This is a genomic window from Pseudomonas sp. B40(2017), from assembly GCF_002112855.1.
Lineage (GTDB): Bacteria > Pseudomonadota > Gammaproteobacteria > Pseudomonadales > Pseudomonadaceae > Aquipseudomonas > Aquipseudomonas pharyngis.
Genome location: NZ_NEIT01000007.1, coordinates 245,022 through 270,751, shown reverse-complemented (window position 1 = coordinate 270,751; position 25,730 = coordinate 245,022). Strand labels below are relative to the sequence as shown.

At 61.1% G+C, this 25,730-nt stretch carries 32 protein-coding genes and 1 pseudogene; 16 read left to right on the top strand and 17 right to left on the bottom strand.

Features of this window, described 5'->3' with window-relative positions; all coding sequences use genetic code 11:
* Positions 1-2 precede the first annotated feature (2 nt).
* Positions 3-1,334: a PLP-dependent aminotransferase family protein gene (locus tag CAF76_RS21190; protein WP_085648297.1), complete on the bottom strand. Its 1,332-nt coding sequence runs from the start codon at positions 1,332-1,334 to the stop codon at positions 3-5.
* Between the two features lie 89 nt (positions 1,335-1,423).
* On the opposite strand from CAF76_RS21190, the gene CAF76_RS21185 reads away from it, so the two are divergent.
* A complete protein-coding gene (locus CAF76_RS21185; RefSeq protein ID WP_064597670.1) occupies positions 1,424-2,317 on the top strand; it encodes a DMT family transporter in 894 nt (297 codons plus the stop codon).
* A 3-nt stretch (positions 2,318-2,320) separates the two neighbouring features.
* On the opposite strand, the gene CAF76_RS21180 is transcribed toward CAF76_RS21185, so the two are convergent.
* On the bottom strand, positions 2,321-3,142 hold the full coding sequence (locus CAF76_RS21180) for an AraC family transcriptional regulator (RefSeq protein ID WP_064597672.1): 822 nt from the start codon (positions 3,140-3,142) through the stop codon (positions 2,321-2,323).
* Between the two features lie 134 nt (positions 3,143-3,276).
* On the opposite strand from CAF76_RS21180, the gene CAF76_RS21175 reads away from it, so the two are divergent.
* Positions 3,277-3,795 (top strand): carboxymuconolactone decarboxylase family protein, encoded by a 519-nt coding sequence (locus tag CAF76_RS21175; RefSeq protein ID WP_085648296.1) that lies wholly within the window; start codon positions 3,277-3,279, stop codon positions 3,793-3,795.
* 19 nt (positions 3,796-3,814) lie between these two features.
* Here CAF76_RS21175 and CAF76_RS21170 read toward each other — a convergent pair whose 3' ends face one another.
* The gene (locus CAF76_RS21170) at positions 3,815-5,260 is read right to left on the bottom strand and encodes a SulP family inorganic anion transporter (RefSeq protein WP_085648295.1); all 1,446 of its coding nucleotides are present in this window, start codon (positions 5,258-5,260) and stop codon (positions 3,815-3,817) included.
* Positions 5,261-5,434: 174 nt separating this feature from the next.
* Between CAF76_RS21170 and CAF76_RS21165 the strand changes: the two genes are divergently transcribed.
* A complete protein-coding gene (locus CAF76_RS21165) occupies positions 5,435-5,731 on the top strand; it encodes a hypothetical protein (RefSeq protein WP_085648294.1) in 297 nt (98 codons plus the stop codon).
* 77 nt (positions 5,732-5,808) lie between these two features.
* A complete protein-coding gene (locus CAF76_RS21160) occupies positions 5,809-6,354 on the top strand; it encodes a hypothetical protein (protein WP_085648293.1) in 546 nt (181 codons plus the stop codon).
* Between the two features lie 57 nt (positions 6,355-6,411).
* On the opposite strand, the gene CAF76_RS21155 is transcribed toward CAF76_RS21160, so the two are convergent.
* Together CAF76_RS21155 and CAF76_RS21150 are read right to left on the bottom strand one after the other, a co-directional pair.
* Complete coding sequence (locus tag CAF76_RS21155; RefSeq protein ID WP_085648292.1) at positions 6,412-7,026, bottom strand: hypothetical protein; 615 nt, start codon at positions 7,024-7,026, stop codon at positions 6,412-6,414.
* A 122-nt stretch (positions 7,027-7,148) separates the two neighbouring features.
* Entirely contained in the window at positions 7,149-7,607 is a 459-nt protein-coding gene (locus tag CAF76_RS21150) for an N-acetyltransferase (protein ID WP_085648291.1), read from the bottom strand.
* A 124-nt stretch (positions 7,608-7,731) separates the two neighbouring features.
* On the opposite strand from CAF76_RS21150, the gene CAF76_RS21145 reads away from it, so the two are divergent.
* Both CAF76_RS21145 and CAF76_RS21140 read left to right on the top strand, forming a co-directional pair.
* Positions 7,732-8,373 (top strand): TetR/AcrR family transcriptional regulator, encoded by a 642-nt coding sequence (locus tag CAF76_RS21145; RefSeq protein WP_085648461.1) that lies wholly within the window; start codon positions 7,732-7,734, stop codon positions 8,371-8,373.
* Positions 8,374-8,428: 55 nt separating this feature from the next.
* Entirely contained in the window at positions 8,429-8,701 is a 273-nt protein-coding gene (locus CAF76_RS21140; RefSeq protein ID WP_085648290.1) for a DUF3630 family protein, read from the top strand.
* Between the two features lie 120 nt (positions 8,702-8,821).
* On the opposite strand, the gene CAF76_RS21135 is transcribed toward CAF76_RS21140, so the two are convergent.
* Complete coding sequence (locus tag CAF76_RS21135; RefSeq protein ID WP_085648289.1) at positions 8,822-9,355, bottom strand: cysteine hydrolase family protein; 534 nt, start codon at positions 9,353-9,355, stop codon at positions 8,822-8,824.
* Between the two features lie 65 nt (positions 9,356-9,420).
* Positions 9,421-11,148: a gamma-glutamyltransferase gene (gene ggt / locus CAF76_RS21130; protein ID WP_085648288.1), complete on the bottom strand. Its 1,728-nt coding sequence runs from the start codon at positions 11,146-11,148 to the stop codon at positions 9,421-9,423.
* A gap of 135 nt (positions 11,149-11,283) precedes the next feature.
* Between ggt and CAF76_RS21125 the strand changes: the two genes are divergently transcribed.
* Positions 11,284-11,799, top strand: a complete 516-nt coding sequence (locus CAF76_RS21125; RefSeq protein WP_085648287.1) for a methylated-DNA--[protein]-cysteine S-methyltransferase — start codon at positions 11,284-11,286, stop codon at positions 11,797-11,799.
* On the opposite strand, the gene CAF76_RS21120 is transcribed toward CAF76_RS21125, so the two are convergent.
* The 4 genes and pseudogenes from CAF76_RS21120 to CAF76_RS21105 all read right to left on the bottom strand — a co-directional run bounded on the left by CAF76_RS21120 (position 11,796) and on the right by CAF76_RS21105 (position 14,892).
* Positions 11,796-12,386 carry an NUDIX domain-containing protein gene (locus CAF76_RS21120; protein WP_074688922.1) on the bottom strand — a complete coding sequence of 197 codons (591 nt, stop codon included), beginning with the start codon at positions 12,384-12,386 and terminating at the stop codon, positions 11,796-11,798. The two genes, CAF76_RS21125 and CAF76_RS21120, sit on opposite strands and share 4 nt — an antisense overlap.
* A 143-nt stretch (positions 12,387-12,529) precedes the next feature.
* Positions 12,530-13,555: pseudogene (locus CAF76_RS21115) on the bottom strand (chitinase); the annotation flags it as partial.
* 40 nt (positions 13,556-13,595) lie between these two features.
* A complete protein-coding gene (locus CAF76_RS21110; protein ID WP_064597701.1) occupies positions 13,596-14,231 on the bottom strand; it encodes a lytic polysaccharide monooxygenase auxiliary activity family 9 protein in 636 nt (211 codons plus the stop codon).
* A gap of 223 nt (positions 14,232-14,454) precedes the next feature.
* A complete protein-coding gene (locus tag CAF76_RS21105; protein ID WP_064597703.1) occupies positions 14,455-14,892 on the bottom strand; it encodes a hemerythrin domain-containing protein in 438 nt (145 codons plus the stop codon).
* Between the two features lie 137 nt (positions 14,893-15,029).
* Here CAF76_RS21105 and CAF76_RS21100 point away from each other — a divergent pair, with 137 nt between their 5' ends.
* Positions 15,030-15,455 (top strand): GNAT family N-acetyltransferase, encoded by a 426-nt coding sequence (locus CAF76_RS21100; protein ID WP_085648285.1) that lies wholly within the window; start codon positions 15,030-15,032, stop codon positions 15,453-15,455.
* A gap of 61 nt (positions 15,456-15,516) precedes the next feature.
* Here the strand turns inward: CAF76_RS21100 and CAF76_RS21095 are convergent, their stop codons facing one another.
* The gene (locus CAF76_RS21095; protein ID WP_011334933.1) at positions 15,517-15,867 is read right to left on the bottom strand and encodes a hypothetical protein; all 351 of its coding nucleotides are present in this window, start codon (positions 15,865-15,867) and stop codon (positions 15,517-15,519) included.
* Positions 15,868-16,002: 135 nt separating this feature from the next.
* Between CAF76_RS21095 and CAF76_RS21090 the strand changes: the two genes are divergently transcribed.
* The 8 genes from CAF76_RS21090 (at position 16,003) to CAF76_RS21055 (ending at position 20,626) form a co-directional block, all read left to right on the top strand.
* Complete coding sequence (locus tag CAF76_RS21090; protein ID WP_085648284.1) at positions 16,003-16,332, top strand: DUF6388 family protein; 330 nt, start codon at positions 16,003-16,005, stop codon at positions 16,330-16,332.
* Positions 16,333-16,356: 24 nt separating this feature from the next.
* A complete protein-coding gene (locus tag CAF76_RS21085; RefSeq protein WP_085613258.1) occupies positions 16,357-17,058 on the top strand; it encodes a YoaK family protein in 702 nt (233 codons plus the stop codon).
* Between the two features lie 100 nt (positions 17,059-17,158).
* The gene (gene tusD, locus CAF76_RS21080) at positions 17,159-17,551 is read left to right on the top strand and encodes a sulfurtransferase complex subunit TusD (RefSeq protein WP_064600891.1); all 393 of its coding nucleotides are present in this window, start codon (positions 17,159-17,161) and stop codon (positions 17,549-17,551) included.
* Position 17,552: 1 nt separating this feature from the next.
* Positions 17,553-17,909 carry a sulfurtransferase complex subunit TusC gene (gene tusC / locus CAF76_RS21075; RefSeq protein ID WP_039767393.1) on the top strand — a complete coding sequence of 119 codons (357 nt, stop codon included), beginning with the start codon at positions 17,553-17,555 and terminating at the stop codon, positions 17,907-17,909.
* The gene (gene tusB / locus CAF76_RS21070) at positions 17,909-18,202 is read left to right on the top strand and encodes a sulfurtransferase complex subunit TusB (RefSeq protein WP_085648283.1); all 294 of its coding nucleotides are present in this window, start codon (positions 17,909-17,911) and stop codon (positions 18,200-18,202) included. The genes tusC and tusB overlap by 1 nt, the downstream gene beginning before the upstream one ends.
* The gene (locus tag CAF76_RS21065) at positions 18,199-18,534 is read left to right on the top strand and encodes a TusE/DsrC/DsvC family sulfur relay protein (RefSeq protein ID WP_085613260.1); all 336 of its coding nucleotides are present in this window, start codon (positions 18,199-18,201) and stop codon (positions 18,532-18,534) included. The genes tusB and CAF76_RS21065 overlap by 4 nt, the downstream gene beginning before the upstream one ends.
* Positions 18,531-19,532, top strand: a complete 1,002-nt coding sequence (locus CAF76_RS21060; protein WP_085648282.1) for a glycosyl transferase family protein — start codon at positions 18,531-18,533, stop codon at positions 19,530-19,532. Before CAF76_RS21065 ends, CAF76_RS21060 begins: the two co-directional genes overlap by 4 nt.
* Positions 19,533-19,624: 92 nt before the next feature.
* Positions 19,625-20,626 carry a glutathione S-transferase family protein gene (locus tag CAF76_RS21055; protein ID WP_085648281.1) on the top strand — a complete coding sequence of 334 codons (1,002 nt, stop codon included), beginning with the start codon at positions 19,625-19,627 and terminating at the stop codon, positions 20,624-20,626.
* Positions 20,627-20,671: 45 nt separating this feature from the next.
* On the opposite strand, the gene cysG is transcribed toward CAF76_RS21055, so the two are convergent.
* Genes cysG through lolA form a run of 5 tightly spaced genes read right to left on the bottom strand, consistent with a single transcriptional unit; the run spans position 20,672 to position 25,704 of the window.
* Positions 20,672-22,066: a siroheme synthase CysG gene (cysG, locus tag CAF76_RS21050; protein ID WP_074688936.1), complete on the bottom strand. Its 1,395-nt coding sequence runs from the start codon at positions 22,064-22,066 to the stop codon at positions 20,672-20,674.
* Positions 22,067-23,347 carry a serine--tRNA ligase gene (gene serS, locus CAF76_RS21045; protein ID WP_085648280.1) on the bottom strand — a complete coding sequence of 427 codons (1,281 nt, stop codon included), beginning with the start codon at positions 23,345-23,347 and terminating at the stop codon, positions 22,067-22,069.
* A gap of 15 nt (positions 23,348-23,362) precedes the next feature.
* Positions 23,363-23,737 (bottom strand): fluoride efflux transporter CrcB, encoded by a 375-nt coding sequence (crcB, locus tag CAF76_RS21040; protein ID WP_085648279.1) that lies wholly within the window; start codon positions 23,735-23,737, stop codon positions 23,363-23,365.
* Entirely contained in the window at positions 23,737-25,059 is a 1,323-nt protein-coding gene (locus CAF76_RS21035) for a replication-associated recombination protein A (protein WP_085648278.1), read from the bottom strand. Before CAF76_RS21035 ends, crcB begins: the two co-directional genes overlap by 1 nt.
* A 24-nt stretch (positions 25,060-25,083) precedes the next feature.
* A complete protein-coding gene (gene lolA, locus CAF76_RS21030; protein ID WP_011334944.1) occupies positions 25,084-25,704 on the bottom strand; it encodes an outer membrane lipoprotein chaperone LolA in 621 nt (206 codons plus the stop codon).
* Between the last annotated feature and the right edge of the window lie 26 nt (positions 25,705-25,730).

Below are 25,730 nucleotides of genomic sequence, written 5' to 3'. Positions count from 1 at the left end.
CGCTACAGGTAGGCACCCACGACCTGACGGACTTTGAGCAAGGCTTGACGCAGGGCAAGCATGTCCACCGAGCCCAACGCCAGACGAATCGCATGGGGCACATGGGTGGACACGGTGAAGGGCTCGGCGGTGGTGACGGAAACCTGTTCGTCCATCAACTCGACCACGATGTGGTCGGCTCGAATATCTTCCGGCAGCGGCAGCCAAAGAAAATACGAAGAGGGATGGCCGACAGTCGGCAGGCCTTCGAGGATCTGCGCGGCCAGAACTTGCCGGGCCTGGGCGTCGCTGCGCTTTTGCGCTTCGAGCAAGGTGACGGTGCCGTCGTCGAGCCAGCCGCAGGCGATGGCGGTCATCACGCCGGGGGTGTTCCAGGTGGTCGCGCGGATGATCCGCTCCAGCGCCGCCACCCGTTCGACCGGCGCGGCGATGAAGCCGACACGCAGGCCGGTGGCGATGTTTTTCGACAGGCCCGACACGTAGACCGTGCGTTCCGGTGCCAGAACCGCCAACGGAGGTGGCGGGTTCTCGACCAGAAAGGCGTAGGCCGCGTCCTCGATGATCGTCAGATCATGTCGGCGGGCAATCGCGATCAAATCCTCACGTTGTTCCAGAGGCATCACCCAGCCCAGTGGATTGTGCAGGGTCGGCATGCTGTAAACCGCACGCACCGGTCGTTGGCGGCAGAGTTTGTCGAGGGCCGCCAGATCGGGGCCCTGCTCATTGACGGGGATCGCCACCACTTCAAGGTGCAGCGCTTCGGCCAGCACTTTGAATCCCGAATAGGTCAAGGCGTCGGCGGCAACCACATCGCCGGGTTTGAGTAGCGCCATCAGCGTCACCGCCAGCCCTTGCTGCGCGCCGTTGACGATCAGCACCTGCTCGGCCTCGACACTCAAACCGCGTGTTTGCAGGTGCCGCGCCACCGAGGCCCGTTCATGCTGGCGACCGGCGTGGGGCTGATAGCGCAGCAGCGCTTCAAGGTCGCCGGACAACGCCAGCTGCCGCAACGCGGTGCGCAGCAACTCGGCCTGCCCCGGCAATGATGGGTAGTTGAAGTTCAGATCGATCATGCCCACCGCGACGTCTTTCTGGTCGATGCCCTGCCCCGGCAACAACGACGTTTCCCGCACGAACGTGCCGCGCCCGGCTTCGCCGCTGACCAGGCCCATGGCCTCGAGCTCGGCGTACACCCGCGAGGCCGTGACCAGCGCCAGCCCTTCGCTGGCTGCCAATTGCCGGTGAGTCGGCAAACGCGTGCCGGGCAACAGGCGGCCAGCGCGGATGTCGGCGGCATAGGTGTCGACGAGGGTCTTGTAGCGGGAGCGCGGCATGTCGGCTTGTATCCATGACAATTTTTTGATTGTGCTGATTCTCAGCCCTAGGATCGATCCAACGCAACCCACCTCCGAGCGCCACATCCATGGAACGAACCACCCACCTCGGCACCCCGGCCCTGGAAAAAACCAGCGGCTGGATCAATGGCCTCATCGGCGTCGTGATTTTCAGCGGCTCGCTGCCCGCCACGCGGTTGGCGGTGCTGGAGTTCGACCCGGTGTTTCTCACCGTCATCCGCGCGACCATCGCCGGCGCCCTGGCGTTGTGCCTGTTGTGGCTGTTTCGCGAACGACGTCCGGCGCGGGATCAGTGGTTGTCGTTGTTGATCGTGGCGCTGGGCGTAGTCGTGGGGTTCCCGCTGTTGACGGCCTTGGCGCTGCAATACGTGACGTCGGCGCATTCGATTGTGTTTGTAGGATTGCTGCCGCTGGCGACGGCGATTTTTGGTGTGTTGCGCGGTGGCGAACGGCCGCGTCCGGTGTTCTGGATTTTTTCGGTGCTGGGCAGTTCGCTGGTGGTCGGCTTTGCGATTTCGCAAGGCCTGACCGCTTCGCCCACCGGGGATCTGCTGATGCTGGCGGCGATTCTCGCCTGCGGCCTCGGTTATGCCGAAGGCGCCAAACTGTCGCGCACCCTCGGCGGCTGGCAGGTGATCTGTTGGGCACTGGTGTTGTCGTTGCCGGTGATGGCCGTGCTGAGCGTATGGCTTGCGCCCGCCTCGTTCAGCGGTATCAGCGTGTCGGCGTGGGTGTGTCTGGCGTACGTTTCGCTGTTCAGCATGCTGATCGGTTTCGTGTTCTGGTATCGCGGGCTGGCTCAGGGCGGGATTGCGGCGGTCGGACAGCTGCAATTGCTACAACCGTTTTTTGGCCTGGCACTGGCCGCGACCTTGCTCCATGAGCATGTCAGCGTGGGCATGCTGGTGGTTACGCTGGGGGTGATCCTGTGCGTGGCCGGGGCGAAGAAATTCGCCAGATAGTCTTCAACTCGCGCCAGCCTTCCATTCCCGCGGGCTGAGCCCGGTCTTGCGTCGAAACGCCCGGGCCAGCGCCGAAGGACTTTCATAACCGACTTCTTCGGCAATCAGGGCGATCGGTCGTCCCTCGCGTAGGCGTTTCTGCGCGAGGCTGACCCGCCAGTTCACCAGATAATCCACCGGCGTCTGCCCCACCACCCGCCGGAAGTGGTCGGCGAAACCGGCGCGGGACAGGTTGGCGGCGCTCGCCAGTTCGGCGACGCTCCAGGCCTTGGCCGGCTGGTCGTGCATCAGGTTCAAGGCTCGGGAAATCTTCGGATCGGCCAGCCCCGCCATCATGCCGGGCTGCTGGTTGCGACTGCTGATGAGGTGGCGCAGCAACAGGATCACCAGCAACTCGAACAACCGATCCATCACCGCTTCGCGCCCGCAGTGGCCGTCGAAAGCTTCCTTGAACAGCCACTCCAGGGTGTTGGCCATTTCCGGAAGGTCGGCGAGTTTCAGCACCAGATAATCCGGCAGCGCTGCTGCCAAAGCATTGCCAGCGCCGCCGTCGAAGGTCAGCGAAGCACACACCAGTTGCGTGCCCATGGCTTCGTTGGCGAACAAGCGATGGGCCATGGGGCGAGGGAAAAAGATCAGGGTCGGTTCTTTGAGCGAGATTTCAGGATCATTTCCCGGTTTGAGCAACAGCTCTCCCGCCTGGAGCAAATGCACATGCCCGCACACCTGATCGCCGCCGTAGGCGCTCACCCCGCAGAACGTGCCGCTGTGAAAGGTGCCGGCATTGACGCCGAAATGGCTGAGCAACGTAGAAAGGCGATCCATGACTGATTCTCGCAAGGACAGGTTTGGACGATCTGTCGCATATCCTCGACGATTTGCACCCAAAGCACCAGCCGCGCTCAATAACATGACCTCCATCCCCGGCGCACTTCGCACCGGACTTTCGGAGAATCACTATGAGCCGCATCGCCCCTCTCAGCCTCGAAACCGCCACCGACGCCACTCGCCCAGTGCTTGAAGGCGTGCAGAAAAAAATCGGTTTCCTGCCCAACCTATTCAAGACCCTGGCCGTCGCACCTGTCGCGCTGGATGCCTACGTGCAAATCTCGGCAACCCTGGGCAAGACATCCCTGAGTGCCAAGGAAAAAGAGGCGGTGTACCTGGCCACCTCGCAAGTCAACGGTTGCGACTATTGCCTGGCGGCGCACACCCTGTTCGCCAGCAAGGCCGGGCTGGCAGCAGAAGAAATCATCGAAGCGCGTCATGGCCGGCTCAATGCCTTCGCCACCCTCGCCCAACAACTGACCGAGACTCGTGGCCAATTGAACGATGAGCAGATCGCCGCCGCCCGCGCTGCCGGCATCGACGACAAGAAGATCATCGAAGTGATCGCCCTCGTCGCTGTGCAAACCCTCACTAACTACCTGAACAACGCGGCGCTGACCGACATCGATTTCCCTGCTATCGATGCCTGACCAGTGACCGGGGTCGATCTCAGTCGTGATCGACCCCGGCGCGTTTCAGCAATTTCTTGCAGCGCTCGGACAGGTGAAACACCTGCAACTGCTTGCCCGCCTTGGCGTAGCGTTCGCGCAGGGTTTTCAGCGCAGCGATGGCCGAGTAATCGACAAAGCTCAGGTGCCGACAATCCAGCGTCACCCGTTGCGGGTCACTGGCCGGGTCGAACAGATTGAGGAACGGCGTGGTCGAGGCAAAAAACAGCGTGCCGTGCAGGCGATAGAGTTTGCTGCCGTCCGCTTCCAGATGCTCATCGGCGTACAGCTCGCGCGCTTGCTGCCAGGCAAAATTCAGCGCGGCGATAATGATCCCGCACAGCACGGCCGTGGCCAGATCGGTGAACACGGTGATGGTGGTTACCGCGATGATCACCAACACATCGTTGAGCGGCACTTTGTTCAGTACCCGCAACGAAGCCCAGGCAAACGTCTGCTGCGACACCACGAACATCACCCCCACCAGCGCCGCCAGCGGAATCCGCTCGATCAGCGGCGACAGAAACAGAATGAACAGCAGAATCAACACACCCGCCACCACGCCGGACAAACGCCCGCGCCCGCCGGAACTGAGGTTGATCACGGTCTGGCCGATCATCGCGCAACCGCCCATACCGCCGAATGCACCGGAGACCACGTTTGCCGCCCCCAGCGCCACGCATTCGCGATCCGGGTAGCCACGGGTTTCGGTGATTTCGTCGGTGAGGTTGAGGGTCAGCAGGGTTTCCAGCAAACCGACCAGCGCCATCAGAATCGCGTAAGGCGCGATGATGCGCAGGGTGTCCAGCGTCCACGGGATGTCCGGCAGCGCGAACGTCGGCAAGCCGCCGGCGATGTGCGCCATGTCGCCGAGGGTGCGGGTCGGCAGGCCAAGCAGATAAACCAGCAACCCTACGCCGAGGATCGCCACCAGCGCCGGCGGCACCGCGCGGGTCAGGCGCGGCAGGATGTAGACGATGGCCATGGTCAGCAGCACCAGCCCGGTCATCACGTACAACGGCGTGCCGCTGAGCCACTGTTCACCGCTCTTGAAATGCTCCAGTTGCGCCAGCGCGATGATGATCGCCAGGCCGTTGACGAACCCCAGCATCACCGGGTGCGGCACCATGCGCACCAGTTTGCCCAGCCGCAACAGCCCGAACGCCATCATGATCAAGCCGCCGAGCAACACCGTCGCCAACAGGTACTGCACGCCGTGCTGCACCACCAGCGCGACGATCACCACCGCCATCGAACCCGCCGCCCCGGACACCATGCCCGGCCGGCCACCGAACAGCGCGGTCAGCGTGCAAATGATGAAGGCGCCGTACAGGCCCATCAGCGGATTGAGGTGAGCCACCAGCGCAAATGCAATGCATTCGGGCAACAGGGCAAACGAGGTGGTGAGTCCGGCCAGGACATCGGCGCGCAGACGAATCGGTTTCATGGCTTACCTGACAGAGTGGCCGACGGGCGCGGCCGCATGCATTGGCGCAAAAGAGCGCCGAGGAAAAGGAGGGTTGCGGATGTTACGCAAATGCACCGGCGTGGGCCAGTTATCGCTGACAACCGCCGGCGCGCGCTCTATGCTGGCGCGCAGTTTTTGCCAGTGGAGCCTCTGATGCCGAGCGAATTGACCAGCCGCGAAGTGTGCCAGCGCTTGCGCGATGCCGCGCTGGGCGTGTGTGGTTTGCGGGTGATGGACGCGCGAGCGGATCGGGTTTCGGTCGACATTGAAGGCTGGCGCTTGCAGCTGGACTACGACGGCCAGCGCCTGCATCACTGCGTTGATTGTCTGTGCCCGGACGGTCGCGAGTGGACGCTCGACACCCGGCAGCGCTTCGGCACCGATCCGGTCAGTCTGTTGAGTACCTGGGAACTGGCGCAGATCGAGGGCCTGTTGCGACAACGTGAATGAGGGATGGCATTCAGAGTTGCCCAATGATGGCACTCTGCCCATAATTCGCCCCCCTCTTCTACGCGCAAGGAACTGCCGTGAAAAAATCGCTGTTGTTGATCCCGCTGTTTGCTCTGCTCCTGCAAGGCTGTGGCATGACCATGGCCCGTTACGAGCCAAGCTTCGACAACGTTCAGAAGCTCAAGCAGACCCCGCCGCTGCACGCGATCAGCAATCCACAGGTGACCGCTGAATCGGGCGAAGGCTCGTTGATGGTCCGCGCCAACCCGATCAAATCGCCGACCGGCAGCATCCCGGCGCACATCCAGGACGCGATCACCGAAGAACTGCGCAAGGCCGGTCTGCTCGATCCGCAGGCGACGCGTCATCTGCAAGTGCTGGTGGTGAAGAACCAGCTGAACGCCGGCATGGGTACCGGTGACGGCACCATCGCTGCACGCTTCACCCTGCGCAATGGCGACGACGTGGTGTACGACGCCACCAAAGATGTCAGCCATCAGTGGAACAGCAGCTTTTTCGGCTTTATCGCGATCCCCAACGCGACCAACGCATACAACCCGATGCTGCAGGACTTGCTAAAGAATCTGTACAGCGATCCACAGTTCATTCAGGCCCTGAAGTAAGAGCCCAAAAAAAGAGCCGCGATTGCGGCTCTTTTTTTGCCCACTCGCTGGAGTGAGTCAGATACCCGAATACTTCGGACGGTTGCTGTCGGCCCATTCCTTGAGCAACGCATTGACCTGCCGAGTGAATGTATCGGTCACCGCCGCTTTCGGTGTATTGAACGCCAGCGGGAGGAACCAGATGCCCATCCAGGTGCCGACCGCGTCATGGTTGCTGGCGGTGGACAGCGGCTGGCCTTGCTGATCGAGGGTTTCCAGGCTCATGGTGTACTGGTCGGTGGCATAGGCTGGAATGATCGTCATGCTCAGACCACTGATGAACGCCAGCACCAGCTGACCGCCATTCGGCGGATGGTTGTACATTTTCAGGCGCAGGCTGTAGTCACTTGGCTGCTTCTCGAACTGGTCGAAGGTCACACGACCGAACAAACCCGAATCCTTCAGGACGGTTTGCAATTGCGGTTTGAGCATGTCCCGAGCTTGTGGCATTTCCACGGCGGAAGCGCTTTTCGGCTCGCCCTGGTAAAAGTCGAAATCGACATAGACGTTTGGCTTGTTGGCATAGCTGGCCATCGATGGCAGCGTGACCGGAGCCACTTCGTCCTGGGTGAAACTGGCACAGCCGCCCAGCGTGAGCACCAGACCCAGCGCCAGGATTTTCCCGAATTGCATGATGTCGTCCCTAAAGTGATATCAAAGAGCCTCCATTGCGGAGCGCCGGGGCGGATTCTAGTGATCGTCTACGTTCGGGAAAAGACCTGATTCGGGAAAACCCTGAAAAAGATTGCGCCGACTCAGCTTTGGCGCAAATCGAGGGTGTACGTGTAATAGCCCGTATCGCGCACCCAGCCGAGTGATTCGTACAAACCCTGAGCGCTGAAATTATCGGTGGCGGTTTCCAGCACCAGTCCCTTGGCGCCGGTTTCGACGGCGAAGTCGCGGGCGGTGTTCATTAATAGCCGCCCCACTCCACAGCCACGGGCGGCCGGCGTGGTGAACAGGTCACTGAGCAGCCAGGTGCGATGGGCATCAATCGAGGAAAACGTCGGGTACAGCTGCACAAATCCCAGCGCCTCACCGCCTTCATCCTCAACCAGAAAAATCGCCGATTCATTGCCGACCATGCGCTCGGCGATGAAGGTCCGTGATTGCTCGAGATTCGATGGCTGGCCGTAAAAGCCGCGATAGGCGTCGAACAGCTTCGCCACTGCGTCGAGGTGAATCGTCGTGGCGCGCAGTGCCTGAAGGGTCATTGTGATTTTCCCGATGTCACTGAAATTGAAATCAGCATAGCGCTGAGGAGCGAGTTCGCTGGCTTAATCGCTATATAGTTTTGTATATTGCGAACCCGAAATGGCCAGACCCTCCATGCCGTCCATGAGCAGCATCCGCGCACGCAACCAGCAACTGATCCTGGCCGCCGCCAGTGAAGAATTCGCCGCCAACGGCTTCGACGCGACCCAGACCCGCGACATCGCCGCCCGCGCCGGTGTGCCCAAGGCCAATCTCTATTACTACTTCCAGAGCAAAGAAAACCTCTACGGCAAAGTGCTGCTCGGCTTCGTCGAACCGTTGCTGGAAGCTTCGGCGGTGCTGCGCGAAAGCGACGATCCGCTGATCGGCCTGCGCGCCTACGTCGCCGCCCGCATCCGCATCGCCCGCGAGCACCCGGCGATCGCCAAAGTGTTCAGCGGTGAGTTGCTGCTTGGCGGCCGCCAGTTGCCCGACGAATGCCGCGACCTGCTGCACGGCGAAGCCCGGCGCAATGTCGAGTGCCTGCGCAGCTGGATCGACCGCGGTCTGCTGGCGCCGGTCGATCCCGAGCATCTGATGCTGTTTATCTGGTCGGCGACGCGCACCTACACCAACATTGGCTGGCAGATGGGGCGCATAACCGGGCGGGAGGTACCGCAGGATGAGGATTATGCGGTGGCGGCGCAGACGATTACGCGGCTGGTGTTGAGCGGTGCGGTGTCCGAGCCGGTGAGTGATGTTCGCAGGTTGATGTTTGCGACCTGATTTCAGGCAGTGGCAGTATGCCCTCCCACCCTCATCGTCATTTAAGGAGCAGCTCGTGGCCGCTTCGGATATTCACCTGTCGGACAGCTCTGACAGAGAACTCTTCACGCGCATTGCCGAGGAACTCCAACAGACACTGAACGGAACCTGGACGACCCAGGCCAGCGGGCTGGACCAGTATTACTGGGATCTGGCGGTCGATGGTCAGGTGATCACCCTGCACCTGGAGCATTATCTGGGGATCATGTTGTTGGTGGAGGACGCGGATCCGCAGTGGGTGGCGTCGGAACGGTTTCAGACCGTGGTGCGGCGGCTACAAATGGCGTGATCCGCATGCGTCATTGTGGGAGCGAGCTTGCTCGCGATGAGGGCAACACATTCAACATCATCGGTGGCCGAACTAATGCCATCGCGAGCAAGCTCGCTCCCACAAAGACTGCAGCAACCATCAGAACGTGATCTGCGCCGCCGGCTTCACATCGATCCGCGCCACGGAACCGGTCAGGTGCGCCCAGTCCTTGTTGTGTTCGGCGATGACGTCTTCGGCGCTCATGTTGCCGTTGTCGACCGTCGTGTGGGCGTCGGCCGCCAGCTCCACGTCGTAGCCCAGTTGATGGGCCTGACGCACGGTGGCGTTGACGCAGTAATCGGTTTGCATGCCGCAGATCACCAGGCGGTCGAAGTCTTCCCGGGGGATCAGTTTCTGCAGGTTGGTCTGATAGAACGAGTCGTTGGCGGTCTTGTCGACGCGCAGATCGCCAGGTGCAGTGCTCAGGCCTTCAGCCAATTGCCAGCCTTCGGCACCGTGGGCGAACGGGCTGTCCTTTTCGTTGTGCTGGATCAGCACCACCGGCACACCCGACTGGCGCGCGCGGGCGGAGAGGCCGTTGATGGTGTCGATTACCCGTTTGGCGTCGTGGCACTCGTATTCGCCCGCGCACAGGGCGCGCTGGACATCGATGATCAGCAATGCGGTGGTCATGGTGAGCCTTCCTTGATCGGTCCTTGGACAGGGGCGGACCTGTGCCCGCCCCCTTTTTACTCCGCTCAGTAACCCAATGACAACCCGGTGTTGCGCCGTGGATCGTTGGCGCCGTAGAAGCGGTTCTTGCCGACCGGTTTGCCACCCAGCGACGGTGCGCCGACCAGAATCGCAGCGATGTGGTTGGCGTCCTGCGGACCCGCGAACTTGTGGCCCCAGCTCTCGAGAATCTTCTTCGTGTCGGGGCTGGCGGCGAAGTCTTCGAGGTTGGTTTCCTCCGGCATCCACTGCTGGTGGAAACGTGGAGCGTCGACCGCTTCCTGCAGGCCCATGCCGTAGTCGATGACGTTGAGCATGGTCAGCAACGTCGCGGTAATGATGCGACTGCCGCCCGGCGTACCGACCACCATCACCACTTTGCCGTCCTTGGTGACGATAGTCGGGCTCATCGAGGACAGCGGCGCCTTGCCCGGAGCAATGGCATTGGCCTCACCCTGCACCAAGCCGTACATGTTCGGTACGCCGACCTTGGAAGTGAAGTCGTCCATTTCATCGTTGAGGATCACCCCGGTCTTGCTCGCCATCACGCCTGCGCCGAACCAGTCGTTGAGGGTGTAGGTGACCGAGACCGCGTTGCCCCATTTGTCGACGATCGAATAGTGCGTGGTGTTGCTGCCTTCATGGGGCGCGACACCGGGTTTGAGTTCCGCCGAAACACCGGCCTTCTGCGGCTGGATCGCGTTGCGCAGTTTGGTCGCGTAGTTCTTGTCCAGCAGGTGCTCGATCGGGTTCTTCACGAAATCCGGGTCGCCCAGATAACTGTTGCGATCCACGTATGCGTGGCGCATCGCCTCAATCTGGTAGTGCATGCCTTGGGCCGAATGGAAGCCCAGATCCTTCATCGGATAGCCTTCGAGGATGTTCATGATCTGGCAGATCACGACGCCACCGGAGCTTGGCGGCGGTGCCGATACGACGTGATAGCCGCGATAGTCGCACTCCACCGGGGCCAGTTCGCGGGTCTTGTACTTGTCGAGGTCGGCCTGGGTAATGATGCCCTTGTTGGCCTGGCTGGACGTGACGATGGCGTCGGCTACCCAGCCTTTGTAGAAACCGTCGGCGCCTTTTTCGGAAATGGTGCGCAGGGTTTTGCCCAGATCCTTCTGCACCAGTTTCTGCCCGACCTGCATCGGTTCGCCGTTGCTCAGAAAGATCGCGCCGGAATCCTTGATGTCCTTCTTGAACACGTCGGTCGCATACTCCAGCAGCTCGACGTCGCCCTGTTCAAGTTCAAACCCGTCTTCGGCGAGTTTGATGGCTGGAGCGATCATTTCCTTGCGCGGTTTGGTGCCGTACTTGCTCAGCGCCAGCTCCATTCCGGACACGGTGCCCGGAACGCCGACCGCGAGGTGGCCACGGGTGCTCAGATCAGGGATAACGTTGCCGTCCTTGTCGAGGTACATGTTGGCCGTCGCGGCCAGCGGGGCTTTTTCCCGGAAGTCGAGGAAGGTCTTGCGTCCGTCCGCCAGTTGAATGGTCATGAAACCACCGCCACCGAGGTTGCCCGCCGCCGGGTAAACCACTGCCAGTGCATAACCCACGGCGACCGCCGCATCCACCGCGTTGCCACCACTTTTCAGCACGTCGACACCCACGTGAGTGGCCAGGTGCTGGGCGGTGACCACCATGCCGTTTTCGGCGGCCACCGGGGCAACCGAAGCCGCATGGGCCATGAGGCAGCTGAGCGCCAATGAGGTCGCAATCAGTGATTTGGCAAAAGATTCGTACTTCATGAGTCGGTCTCTTCTTTTTATAAGGTAGGAAAGCGCTTCAAGAGCATCAGCCAGTATGGTCGCGATTGCGGTTTGCGCCTCCCCGATCCGGCAGTATGCTGGGCGCAGTTTCCGCCCCGTCCCGGAGTTTTGCCCATGGCCTACACGTTCATCACCCTGCCCTCGCCTGTCGGCGAGTTGAAGCTGGTCGCGAACGGATCACGTCTGGCCGCCATCCTCTGGGAAAACGACAAACCGAACCGGGTGCGCCTGGGGCCGATGAGCGAGGCACCGGACAATCCGCTGTTGATGAAAACCGCGCGACAGCTGGAAGAATATTTTGCAGGAACGCGAAACGCGTTCGATCTGGAGCTGGACTTTGCCGGCACCGAATTCCAGAAAAAGGTCTGGGCCGCGTTGCTGACCATTCCGTTTGGCGAAACCCGCACCTACAGCCAGATTGCCGAACAGATCGGCCACCCGAGTGCGGTGCGTGCCGTCGGCGCGGCGAACGGGCGCAATCCGATTTCGATCATTGCGCCGTGCCATCGAGTCATCGGTGCCTCAGGAAAACTGACCGGTTTTGCCGGAGGCCTGGAAGCCAAGGAGCGTCTGCTGACCCTGGAGGGTGGCCAGTGGTCGAACATTGGTAAAACCGGTGACTTGTTTTAACTGCCAAACAGGTTATTCATCGCCGCGTATTGCAGCAGCATGATGGTCTTGGCATCGCAGATCTCACCTCGCTGGAATGCCGCCAGCGCGTCGTCGAAACGCCACTCCAGCACTTCAAGTTCTTCCGTTTCCTCTTCCAGACCGCCCCCTTCACTGACCTTTGACGAGGCATCGTACTCGGCGATGAAAAAGTGCAATTTCTCGGTCACCGAGCCGGGGCTCATGTAGGCCTCGAACACCTTCTTCACGTCATGCACGCGGTAACCGGTTTCTTCCTCGGCCTCGTCGCGGATGCGCTGCTCCGGCGCCGCGCCTTCAAGCAGTCCGGCCGCCACTTCAATCAGCAAACCGTCGTGACCGTTGACGAATACCGGCAGACGAAACTGCCGGGTCAGCACCACGGTGCGTTGCTCGCGGTTGAACAGCAGAATCGCCGCGCCATTGCCACGGTCGTAGACCTCGCGCGTCTGACGCTGCCAGTCACCGTTGTTGCGGTGATAGTCGAAGGTGATTTTCTTCAGCAGATACCAGTCGTGGGACAACACCTGGGTATCGACGATGTTGACCCGCTCGGCTGTGTTGGACATGACGCCTGATCCTTTTTTGTCATCGGAAGATAGCCATGGTAGGTGAAATGATGCGAACCGCCGACGAAAAAAAGCCCGGCAGCGCTACCGGGCTTTTCGTTCAATGACTACTGATGAGCGACGCTCACCGTTGCGGCATCAGCGCCCTGCACCGCAGACGGCGCCCCGTGAATCAGTGGTCCATAACGCCGACTGAATTCCCAGTTGTAAGGCACGCGATCCTTGCTGGTGCCGTTGTCCCAGTTCACCGACCAGGTCATCAGGCCCTTGATCGGATGCCCTTTGACCGCCAGGCGTTTCATCGCGTTGCCGACCACGGTCTTGTCGATCACGTAACCGGTGGCGGCGGCATCGACGTTGGACGGCAGGCCGATGACGAACTTGTCCGCCGGGATCTTCGTGAAGCCGCGGGTGCCGGTCACCAGGCTCTCGGTCAGGTAATAGAGGAAATCCTCTTTCATCGCGTCGTTGTTCTGGGCGATCCACGCTCCGCTGCCGTTATTGGCTTCCGGCACCCAGACCCCGTCGCCACCCTGGTTGTAGAACTGCGGAGCGATGAAGTCGTAATAGCCTTCCAGCGCCTGCAGATATCCAACGTATTTGCCGGAGGCGGTCAAGTACGGAAATTCCGGCGCCATGCTGATGATGAAATGCTTGCCTTGGCCTGCGTAGTGATCCTTGACCAGTTTCAGCGCGGCAGGCAGGACGGTCTTGTTGGCAGCGAAATCAATCGCGCTCTGCTCAAGATCGATGTCCAGGCCGTCGAAACCGTAGGTTTCCACCAGACGGATGATTTCATTGGCCAGCGGTTGCTCCTGACCGGCGCGCAACTCGATATGCGCATCGGCACCGCCCAGGGAAATCAGCACGGCCCGCCCCTGACTGTTGAGCACGCCGACCTGACGGCGAAACTCGGCATCGGAGACGTTGAACGGCTTGAAGGTCGGAATCCCGCTGCCCTTCATGAAGGCCACCGCAACCACGTTGTATTCCTTGGGCACGTTTTCCAGGGTGATGTTGGCGAACTGGCCGCGCTGGTAACCATCGCTCGGGCCGGCCGGCCAGTTGTGCCAGAAGCCCATGAGGATCTTCTTGCCGGCAAGAGTCGGCATCAGCGACGCCGCGTCGCTGGCCTGGTTTTTCAATAGGGTGAAGTCGATGTTTGACATGTTCTAATCCTTCAGAACGTGTGGGTTTGACGTTGCGGGCTTATTTGAAGTCCACATCGAAGGCCTGATAGAAGGCGTTGCCGGTGTTGGCGACGATCCACATCAGCACGATGACGTGATGACCCTGCTTGTTGCCCGGAAGTTTCACGGCGTGATTGACCTTGGCTTTCAATTCCGCCGCATGACTGTAGTACGGCACTTGCGGATAGAAATCCTCGGCAAACGGTTGCGCTTCCAGTTGCGCTCGGGTGATGCGTTGTTTCGGGTCCCAGCCATCCCTGGTGATCAGCCAACGATAACCGCGGGTGGTATGCGGCGCGGTGTATTCCCATTTGACCTCAAGGGTCTGGCCGGGGGTGACATTGAGCAGTGGCCAGGAGAACGGGCGCCCGAGTTTCTTGCTCATTTCTTCTGCGGTGAAGTTCACACAGTCACGTGCGTCGTTCTTGCCGCCACTGAGAATATAGCCGTCAGCGGGCGGTACGACGCTCGGGTTGTCGCTTTCGAACGGCGCGGGGAACGGACCAGCCGCGAGTGCCGGGAAGTTCTTGCCGCCTTCCATTTCATTGACCTGCCAGCCGCCGAGCAATCCTTGCTCGATGGCCACCGCGCCGCGGCTTGCAGGGGAAATGACGCGACCGTGTCGCAGTTGGGTTTGAGCTTGTGGTTGGTTCATGTTTTTCACTCCGTTGATTTAAGAACTCTCCAGTCCGAGGAGAGGCCTTCAAGCTAACGGAGGGGGATTTTTTGTCCATCGGCGGTTTTGTCGCAGTCTGCCTTGGCAGAACCCGAAAAACGCCGAAAACACTGTATATAAACACAGTGCATTGCGACGACGCTCACCCGACGCATGGCAAAAGGACTACACCGCGTCATTACAAAAACCTGCATTCACCGGTTCAGGGAAGCTGCGCTCTGAACTCCTTTTGATACTGCCCGGCGAGCTGTTCCTTTTGCTTGTCGTCGAGCAGCTTGCCGGCCATCTGGAAGAATTTCTGCTCTTCCTCCTGCAAGTGGTGATGGACCTTATCCGAGAGCTTTTTTGCCATCGCCAGCCAGGCCGGGCTGGACATGTCGGTCTCGTCGAGCTCTTCCATCATCTCGTCCATTTCATGGTGTTCGGCAATGGCATGGCGACTGAGGTCGACACCCTTGTCGATCTCCATCAACGGGATATAGAAGTGACGCTCTTCGGCGGTTTCGTGGGCCTGAAGCTCAGCCTTCAGCTGCTTGTAGGCCTCGACCCTTTCCGGGGTGTCACCGCTGGTCTTGATCAACGATTTCGCGTAGGTCCGCTGACGATCGTGGCTTTCACGCAGGGCTTCGAAAATGTTCATGGAATCTCCCAGGCAAACGCGTACCGGATGGACGCCCTGAAGGGCTAGACCGCGCCGCAGGAGCGACGGTTCCAAGCGATTGCTTCAATCGGCTGTGGCGCGATAGGCTGCCGATTCATTACTACAAGGAAGACGACATGACGTTGCGGATCGAGCTGTCACAGGCCCCCACCGAAGAACAGCGCGCGGCCATCCTGGCGCCCCTGCGTGCCTACAACATTGCCAAGGCCGGGCCGTCGCTGTACGAACCGGTCGCGCTACTGGTGCGCGACGACAACGACGCGATCCTCGGTGGCCTCTATGGGCACACGTTCTATCGGTGGCTGTTTATCGAGTTGCTGGCGGTGCCGGAACAAGGCCGGGGACAGGGCATCGGCTCGAAGCTGATGAACATGGTCGAGGAATTCGCCCGGGAAAAAGATTGCGTTGGGATTTGGCTCGATACCTTTGATTTTCAGGCGCCCGGGTTCTACAAAAAACTGGGGTATACCGAGTGTGGCGAGATTGTGGATTATCCGCTGGGGCACAAGCGGCATTTCTTCCAGAAGCGTTTGATTGATTGAATTCAGCGACCCTCGCCCGCAGGCTGGTGAGGGTCGCAAAATCAACGCATCCAGCCGCCCGTTACAGACAGGTCGCCAGCGCCGCCAAGCGGCGCTTGGCCACAAAATCATCCTTCTGCGCGTAGTAATTCAATACGGTACCAGACGCATCCGTGGTCAAGTCGACAAACGACTCCGCCGAGCGCGTGTAGACCGTCGAACCACCCTTTTTGCCCGGTTGCAGATACGCCGCCGCGTCCACGCCGAACACCGCTTCGTCCTGCCAGGCGAATTGCACGCACTGGGCCACGACTTTTTCGGGTTTGTCCGAATTCAGGGTCTTGTTAGGGGTTTGCGTGCGGGCGTCTTCCATCGCCGAACCCGCGCAACCGGCCAGCAGGGTTGCCGCCAGCGCCACCATCAGCATTCGCATTGCATTCGCTCATTCGGAAAAAACCGGACTGTATCACCGCAACGGCAAAAATCGTTCTGCTTTACTGCATTTAAAACGCGACACATGCCGGCGCCTGCGGCACATTAACGGTGACCAGCCTCACAAGGAAAGCCCATGGCGCCTACTGACCAGCGACACGAACAAGCCTTGAAACTGTTTCTCGATGCACGCCCCGAGTTGCGCGAAGCCCTCGACCACCTCAACCCTTTGCTGGCCCAGGCCAAGGGCGAAACTCCGGCGCAGTACCGCGAAGAACGCCTGCACGAAGCTTTCGAAGCCGAGGCCGAAAGCCAAGGTTTGTTTGCCTGGGAATTGACGTTGCAACTGACTGCCACCACGCCCGAGGAGTATCAGGCACAACGCCTGGAAGTGCATCGCGAAGTGGCGGAAATGGCCGGGATGGACTGGCTGGAGTACTGCGATCTGTATGGCATAGAACCGTAAACCCCGCTTAAGGACGCTGCCTCGATGCTGCCTTCCACCTCGACCCACCGCGCCAGTCCCGGACATCTTCACATACAGAAATGGCGCGGCCGTGTGGGTCTGGCACTGGTTGCCAGCCTGTCGGTACTGGCCGGCATGACCGACGCCATCGGCTTCATGGCCAGTGGCGATTTCGTTTCCTTCATGAGCGGCAACACCACGCGGCTGGCGGTGGCGATCAGCGATGGCGACAGCGCACTGACAGGGCGGCTGATCCTGCTCGTCGCAACGTTCATTGTCGGCAATGCCCTGGGTGTCGTGGTCAGTCGGTTGGGTGGTCGGCGGGCGCTGCCGTTGCTGTTGTCCATCGCCGCACTGCTCTGTGCCGCAGCCTGGCCCTTTGACACTCAATTGCCGGCCCTGCTGGCGGCGATCATTGCGATGGGCATGCTCAACGCGGCGGTGGAAGAAGTGAACGGCCTGCCGGTCGGGCTGACGTATGTCACCGGCGCCCTGTCCCGATTTGGCCGTGGATTGGGGCGCTGGGTGCTCGGCGAACGGCGAAGCGGCTGGCGGGTGCAACTAGTGCCGTGGAGCGGAATGCTGGTCGGCGCCATTCTGGGGGCAGTGCTGGAACATCATCTGGGACTCAAGGCGATGTTGGTCAGCGGTCTGTTCGCCGCCGTTCTGGGGCTGGTGACCCTGAAGATTCCGCGGCGTTGGCAGCTGGGCTACATGCCACGCTGAAGGACGCCTGCTCGTATCGAGACGGGCGCGGGAAACATCCACTTCGCCGCCCCGCCGAGAAAGCTTTATCATGGCCGCAGTTTTGCTGATCGAGTCCGTCATGAAGTTCGCCATTGCGCTGTTTTCCGCCGCCCATGCGCCCTCCTCGCGCCGCGCCCTGCTGTTCGCCCAGGCTGCGCTCGCCGGCGGGCATGAGATTGTCCGGCTGTTTTTCTATCAGGACGGGGTCCACAACGCGTCCAACGCCGTGGTCACGCCGCAGGACGAACTGGACCTGCCCAAGCAGTGGCGCAATTTCATCACCGAACAAAACCTCGACGGCGTGGTGTGCATCGCGGCAGCCCTGCGCCGTGGCGTGTTGAATGCCGAGGAAGCCGGGCGTTATCAGCGTGATGCCGTGGCCGTCAGCGTGCCGTGGGAATTGTCCGGCCTCGGTCAGTTGCATGACGCGGTGCAGGATGCCGACCGCCTCATCTGTTTCGGAGGCGCATGACATGGCCAAATCCCTTCTGATTATCAGCCGTCAATCGCCGTGGTCCGGCCCCGGCGCCCGCGAGGCGCTGGACATCGTGCTGGCCGGCGGCGCGTTCGATCTGCCGATCGGCCTGCTGTTTCTCGACGACGGCGTGCTGCAACTGGCCGCCGGGCAAAACGCCAAGGCCCTGCAACAGAAAGACCTGAGCGCCAACCTGCAAGCGTTGCCGATGTTTGGCGTCGAAGAGCTGTTCTACTGCGCCGACAGCGCCAGTGTTCGCGGCCTCGGCGATCGTTCGCTGGACGAGGCGCAGCCTTTGGCCGCCGAGCAAATCACCGCCCTTATTGACCGTTACGACCAGGTGATCACCCTCTGATGTCGACTTTGCATGTGTTGTCCCACTCCCCGTTCGGCGACGAACGCCTGACCAGTTGCCTGCGCCTGCTCGGTTCTGCCGATGCACTGTTGCTGACTGGCGATGCTGCTTATGCGCTGCAGCCTGGCACCGCGCCGTTCAGTGCGCTGGAAATACGTCAGGTGAAATTGTTCGTGCTGGCCGAAGACGCGCAAGCCCGTGCCGTGCAGGTTCCGGACTGGGCCGAAGCCGTCGATTACCCCGCCTTCGTCGAGTTGTCGATCCACCACGACAAGGTCAACTCCTGGCTATGAATGCGCTGACCGTCGGCACCCGCGCCATTGAACTGGACAAGGACGGCTTTCTGGTCGACCTCAACGACTGGTCGGCCGAAGTCGCCAGCGCCCTCGCCGCTGCCGAAGACATCGAACTGAGCCCGGAACACTGGGAAGTCCTCGAATTGCTGCGCAGCTTCTACGCCGAATTCCAGCTGTCACCGGCCACCCGGCCGCTGATCAAGTACACCGCACTCAAGCTCGGCGCGGAGAAAGGCAACAGCCTGCACCTGAACCGACTGTTCAAAGGCACCCCTGCCAAACTCGCCGCGAAACTGGCGGGCCTGCCCAAACCGACGAATTGCCTATGACCGACTATCCAGCGCTGACCCTCGAAACGCCCGCCGAGCATCCATTCGCCCAGTTCGTGCGCATCCTCGGCAAGGGCAAGCGCGGTGCCCGCGACCTGACCCGCGAGGAAGCCCGGCAAGCCATGGGCATGGTGCTCGACGAAGCGGTCGAAGAAACCCAGCTCGGCGCGTTCCTGATGTTGCTGCGGCACAAGGAAGAAAGCGCTGAGGAAATGGCTGGATTCACCGAGGCACTGCGCGAACGTTTGCAGGCGCCAGCGCTGAAGGTCGATCTGGACTGGCCGACCTACGCTGGCAAGAAGCGTCACCTGCCGTGGTATCTGCTGTCCGCCAAGTGCCTGGCGCAGAACGGCGTGCGCATCTTCATGCACGGCGGCGGCGCACACACAGCCGGGCGTTTGTATTCCGAACAACTGCTCGGTGAGCTGAACATTCCGCTGTGCCGCAACTGGCAACAAGTCGGCGCGGCGCTGGATAACGGTGGCCTGGCGTTCATGCCGCTGGTGGACTGGGCGCCGCAGCTGCAACGGATGATCGACCTGCGCAACACCCTCGGCCTGCGCTCGCCGATTCACTCACTGGCGCGGATTCTCAATCCGCTGGGCGCGCGTTGCGGCCTGCAAAGTATTTTCCACCCCGGCTATCAGGCGGTGCACCGCGATGCCAGCGGCCTGCTAGGCGACACGGCGATCGTGATCAAGGGCGACGGCGGCGAAATCGAGATCAACCCGGATGCCGACAGCCATTTGTACGGCACCATGGGTGGCGAAAGCTGGGATGAGGAATGGCCGCAGTTGTCGGCTCAACGCCACGTCAAACCTGCGTCGCTGGATATCGAGCATTTGAAAGCCGTCTGGAGTGGTGATGTGGTCGACAGTTATCCGCAGATGGCGTTGATCTCGACCATGGCGTTGGCACTGCGCGGCCTCGGCCAAAGCCGTGAACAGGCTTTCGCAACCGCCGAGAAATACTGGGCCGCGCGGAACAAATCGATTTAACCGATCATTAGCGCCCGATCTTTGCGCTTTTTGTTCGAACTCATCGGAATAGACTCAACTCCAACGAATTATTGGTTTCTGGAGTCTTGATCATGGGTTTACTCGTCGACGGCCGCTGGCAGGACAAGTGGTACGAAAGCAGCAAGGACGGCGCGTTCCAGCGCGAACAGGCACAGCGCCGCAACTGGGTCACTCGCAATGGCGAGCCGGGCCCGAGCGGTGAAGGCGGTTTTGCCGCCGAAGCCGGGCGTTATCACCTTTATGTCTCTCTCGCCTGTCCGTGGGCGCATCGCACGCTGATCCTGCGCAAGCTCAAGGGCCTGGAAAGCCTGATCGACGTTTCAGTCGTCAGCTGGCTGATGCTGGAAAACGGCTGGACCTTCGATCAGAACCTCGGCTCGACCGGCGACAAACTCGACCACTTCGATTTCATGCACCAGCGCTACACCGCCGACACCGCCGACTACACCGGCCGCGTCACCGTACCGGTGCTGTGGGACAAGAAACTCAAGCGCATCGTCAGCAACGAATCGGCGGAGATCATCCGCATGTTCAACAGCGCCTTCGATGACTTGACCGGCAACGATCTGGACTTCTATCCGGCGCCATTGCGCGGCGAGATCGATGCGCTGAACGAGCGGATCTACCCTGCCGTGAACAACGGCGTGTATCGCGCCGGTTTCGCGACCTCGCAGAAGGCCTATGAAGAAGCGTTCGATGACGTGTTTGCCGAGCTGGATCATCTGGAACAGGTGCTGGACGCCAACCGTTATCTGACGGGCGAATACCTGACCGAGGCGGATGTGCGTCTGTTCACCACCCTGATTCGTTTCGATGCGGTGTATCACGGGCACTTCAAATGCAATCTGCGGCGGATCAGCGATTATCCGAATCTGTCGAACTGGCTGCGTGAGATGTACCAGTGGCCGGGCGTTGCCGAAACCGTGGATTTCCAGCACATCAAGCATCACTACTACGGCAGCCACAAGACCATCAACCCGACAGGGGTGGTGCCGAAGGGGCCGGAGCAGGATTTCACTGTTGCCCATGACCGGGACCGGTTGGGCGGCAAAGGGGTTTGGCGCAGAGGTTGAGAGCAGGATCGTTCCCACCGCGTGGGAACGATCCCTTCAGAGTCGTCAGATCTGACCCTGAGCGCCCTCGAACCACGCCAGTTTCTCGCGCAATTGCACCACTTCGCCGACGATCACCAGGGTCGGCGCATGCACTTCATGCTCCGCCACCAGCCGCGGCAGGTCGGCCAGCGTGCCGGTGAAGACCCGCTGATTGACCGTGGTGCCCTGCTGGATCAGCGCAGCCGGGGTATCGGCCGCGCGACCATGCTTGATCAACTGCTCGCAGATGATCGGCAACCCCACCAACCCCATGTAGAACACCAGCGTCTGAGCCGGAGCGACGAGATCCGACCACGGCAGATCGGTCGAACCGTCCTTCAAGTGCCCGGTGACGAAACGCACCGACTGAGCGTAGTCGCGATGAGTCAGCGGAATCCCGGCATACGCCGCGCAACCGCTGGCCGCCGTGATGCCCGGCACCACCTGAAACGGGATGCCATGGGCCGCCAGTTCCTCGATCTCTTCGCCGCCACGGCCGAAGATGAACGGATCCCCGCCCTTCAACCGCACCACACGCTTGCCGGCCTTGGCCAGATCCACCAGTTGCTGGTTGATCTGATCCTGCGGCACGGCGTGATCGGCGCGACGCTTGCCGACGTAGACCCGCTCGGCATCGCGACGGCACAGCTCAAGAATCGCCGGAGCCACCAAGCGGTCGTACAGCACCACGTCGGCTTGCTGCATCAGACGCAAGGCGCGGAAGGTCAGCAGATCCGGATCACCAGGTCCTGCCCCAACCAGATACACCTCACCGGTCGTGACCATGGCTTCGCCGTCAATCTTGGCTTGCAGCAAACGTTCGGCTTCGGCGCCCTGTCCTGCCAGCTGCCGGTCGGCAATCGGCCCCTGAAACACGTCTTCCCAAAAACCGCGACGCTGCTGCACATCAGGAAACAGGCCTTTGACCTGATCGCGAAACCGCGCGGCCAGACCGGCCAGATGGCCGTAGGTCGAAGGAATCCAGGTTTCGATCTTGGCGCGGATCAGCCGGGCCAGCACCGGCGCATCGCCGCCGCTGGAGACCGCGATGATCAGCGGTGAACGATCGACGATTGCCGGGAAGATCACGCTGCACAGCGCCGGCGCATCGACCACGTTGACCGGCACGCAGCGCCGATGGGCATCGGCGGAGACCTGCGCGTTCAACGCTTCGTCATCGGTGGCGGCAATGATCAGCCCGCAGCCGTCCAGATCCGTTTCGGCGTAGCCACGCAGCAGGCATTCGCCACCGCTGGCGGCAACTAGTTCGCGCAGTTGCGCTTCGATTTCAGGTGCGACCACCCGCAGCAGCGCACCGGCATCGGCCAGCAGGCGGGATTTGCGCAAGGCAATCTCCCCCCCACCGACGACCAACACACGACTGCCGCGCAGGTTGTGAAACAGCGGCAGATATTTCATTTAGCCGATGACCTCAAGGCCACCCATGTACGGCTTCAGCACGTCCGGCACACGGATCGAACCGTCGGCCTGCTGGTAGTTTTCCAGCACGGCCACCAGGGTACGACCGACTGCCAGACCGGAACCGTTCAGGGTGTGCACCAGCTCAGGCTTGCCGGTTTCCGGGTTGCGGAAACGCGCCTGCATGCGGCGGGCCTGGAAATCGCCGCAGTTGGAGCACGACGAGATTTCGCGGTATTTGTCCTGGCTCGGAATCCACACTTCCAGATCGTAAGTCTTGACTGCGCTGAAGCCCATGTCGCCAGTGCACAGCGCCAGGGTGCGGTAAGGCAGCTCCAGCAGTTGCAGGACTTTCTCGGCATTGGCGGTCAGGCTCTCGAGCGCTTCCATCGATTTCGACGGCTCGACGATCTGGACCATCTCGACCTTGTCGAACTGGTGCTGACGGATCATGCCGCGAGTGTCACGACCCGACGCGCCGGCTTCGCTGCGGAAGCACGGAGTGTGGGCAACAAACTTGATCGGCAGCTGTTTCGAATCGACGATTTCACCGGCCACGATGTTGGTCAGCGACACTTCGGCGGTCGGGATCAGGTACAGATCGGCTTCGCCTTCGCGAGCGATCTTGAACAGGTCTTCTTCGAACTTCGGCAGTTGACCGGTGCCTTGCAGCGCCGGGGCCTGAACCAGATAAGGCGTGTAAGCCTCTTCGTAGCCATGCTCGGTGACGTGCAGGTTGATCATGAACTGCGCCAGTGCGCGGTGCAGACGGGCAATCGGGCCGCGCAGCAGGGCGAAACGGGCGCCAGACAGCTTGGCGGCGGTTTCGAAGTCGAGCCAGCCGAATTTCTCGCCCAGGGCCACGTGGTCCTGAACCGGGAAATCGAAGGTGGTCGGGGTGCCCCAGCGGCGCACTTCGACGTTGCCGTCTTCGTCTTCGCCGACCGGTACCGATTCGTGCGGCAAATTCGGGATGCCCAGCAGGATCGAATCCAGTTCGGTCTGGATCGAATCCAGCTCGACTTTACCGGCGCTCAGTTCGCCCGCCATGCGCTCGACGTCCGCCATCAGCGGCGCGATGTCTTCGCCGCGCTGCTTGGCCTGACCGATGGATTTGGAACGCGCGTTACGCTCAGCCTGCAGTGCTTCGGTGCGGGTCTGGACGGTCTTGCGCTGTTCTTCCAGCGCTTCGATGCGCGCGACATCCAGGGCAAAGCCACGGGAAGCCAGGCGGTCCGCTACGTCCTGAAGGTTGCTACGTAACAGTTTGGAATCGAGCATGTCGGTTTCTCGTTATCAAAGTTTGGTCAGGGACAGGCCAGCCCAGGTCGCGAGCAGCCCGCCGAATACGCTGATGGCCGCATAGCCCAGGGCCAGCGGCAATTGCCCGCTTTCCAGCAGGCGCACCGTATCCAGTGAAAAGGATGAAAAAGTCGTCAGCCCCCCGAGGAAGCCGACCATCAACCCGGCACGTACCTCGATCGGTACTTCCGGGCGTATCAAAAACAGGCCGTACAGCACGCCAATCAGCAGACAGCCCACGATATTAACGGCCAGCGTCGCGGTATAGAAGTGCCGCGGCCAATTGGCGTTGACCCAATTACCGGTGGCGAAGCGCAACAAAGTGCCGGCAATCCCGCCGACGGAGACCGCAACAATCAATGGAACCACTATTTTCTCCGCTGCCGAGGGCTTAAACGATCAAGTTGGGCGAGGTGGGTGAGCTTCTCGCCGATCTTCAACTCCAGGCCACGGGGCACCGGCTGGTAGAACGGAATCGGGTCGAGTTCTTCCGGGAAATAGTCTTCGCCGGCAGCGTAAGCGTCCGGTTCGTCGTGGGCATAGCGGTATTCGTCGCCATAACCCAATTGCTTCATCAATTTGGTCGGCGCATTGCGCAGATGTAGCGGCACTTCCAGCGAACCGTGTTCGGCGGCAGCGCGCAGCGCGGTCTTGAAACCCATGTACACCGCGTTGCTTTTCGGCGCACAGGCCAGATAAGTGATGGCCTGGGCCACTGCCAACTCACCTTCCGGGCTGCCGAGACGTTCCTGAACCTCCCACGCCGCCAGGCACAGGCTCAGGGCGCGAGGATCGGCGTTGCCGATGTCTTCGCTGGCCATCCGCACCACCCGCCGGGCGAGGTACAGCGGATCGCAGCCGCCGTCGATCATTCGCGCAAACCAGTACAGCGCGCCGTCAGGATTCGAGCCGCGAACCGATTTGTGCAGCGCGGAAATCTGGTCGTAGAACGCTTCGCCGCCCTTGTCGAAACGCCGGCGAGTGTCGCCGAGCAGGCTTTGCAGCAGCTCGGTGCCCATCTCACTGTTGTCTTCGGCCAGGTCCGAGGCGTTCTCCAGCAGATTCAGCAAGCGCCGGCCATCGCCATCGGCGGCGGACAGCAGCATCTGGAAGCCTTCATCGCTGAGGGTCAGATGACGTTTGCCCAGGCCACGCTCTTCAGTCAGCGCGCGGTGCACCAACTTGCGCAACGCCGCCTCGTCGAGGCTTTTGAGTACGTAAACCCGCGCCCGCGACAGCAATGCGTTGTTCAGTTCGAACGAAGGGTTTTCAGTGGTGGCGCCAATGAAGATCAGGGTGCCGTCTTCAACGTACGGCAGGAAGGCGTCCTGTTGAGACTTGTTGAAGCGGTGCACTTCATCGACAAACAGGATCGTGCGCTTGCCGTACTGGCCGGCCTGCTGCTTGGCGATTTCCACCGCCTGACGGATCTCCTTGACCCCGGCCAGCACCGCCGAAACCGTTTCGAAGTGCGCATCCGAGACTTCTGCCAGCAACCGCGCCAACGTGGTCTTGCCCACGCCCGGCGGGCCCCAGAAGATCATCGAATGCAGGGCACCCTGCTCCAGCGCTTCGCGCAGAGGCTTGCCGCGAGCGAGCACGTGTTCCTGACCGACGTACTCATCCAGATTGGTCGCCCGCAAACGGGCAGCCAGTGGCTGGGCAATCGGTGCACTGCGAAACAGATCCATCACGTACCGTTGAAACCTCTGTGTTTATTCCTGGATCACATCGGCACCCTTGGGGATGTCGAACTTGAACTTCGAGGCCGGGACCGCTTCGTTGGCCTTCACACCGGTAAACAGGATGTTGGTGCGCTGGCCGACGCTGTCGATCAGTTGCATGTCATTGACCAGACCGTTGCGGAACGACAGGCGCAGGCTGTCGAACAGCGTGTCCTTGGTTTTCGGCTTCAGGGTGAAGTCGATCACGCCACCGGCCTCTTTCGCGGTGATGTCAAAGCTCTGGCTGATCTTCGATACGTCGCCAGACAGCAACAGCGCCGGGGTCTGGGTCAGACGCTCATCGAGCTTCTTGATGGTGGCCTGCTCCAGGTCCGGGTCCCACAGGGTGACTTTCTTGCCGTCGGACACCATGGTCTGCTCGGCTGGCGCATTGGTGTGCCAGTAGAACAGGCCCGGACGCTGCAGGGTCATGTCGCCGGTGGTTTCCTGCAACTGGGTGCCGCTGCCGTCGAGGGTCAACTGGGAAAAATTGGCGGTCAGGGTCTTGGATGTTTCGAGCAATTGGGTCAGGCGAGCCACATCCTTGTCATCGGCGTGAGCCGTGAGGGTGGTCAGAGCCAGTACCGGCAGCAACATGCGGATAAGACGCATGGGAGTCCTCTTGAATACTCGTGGGA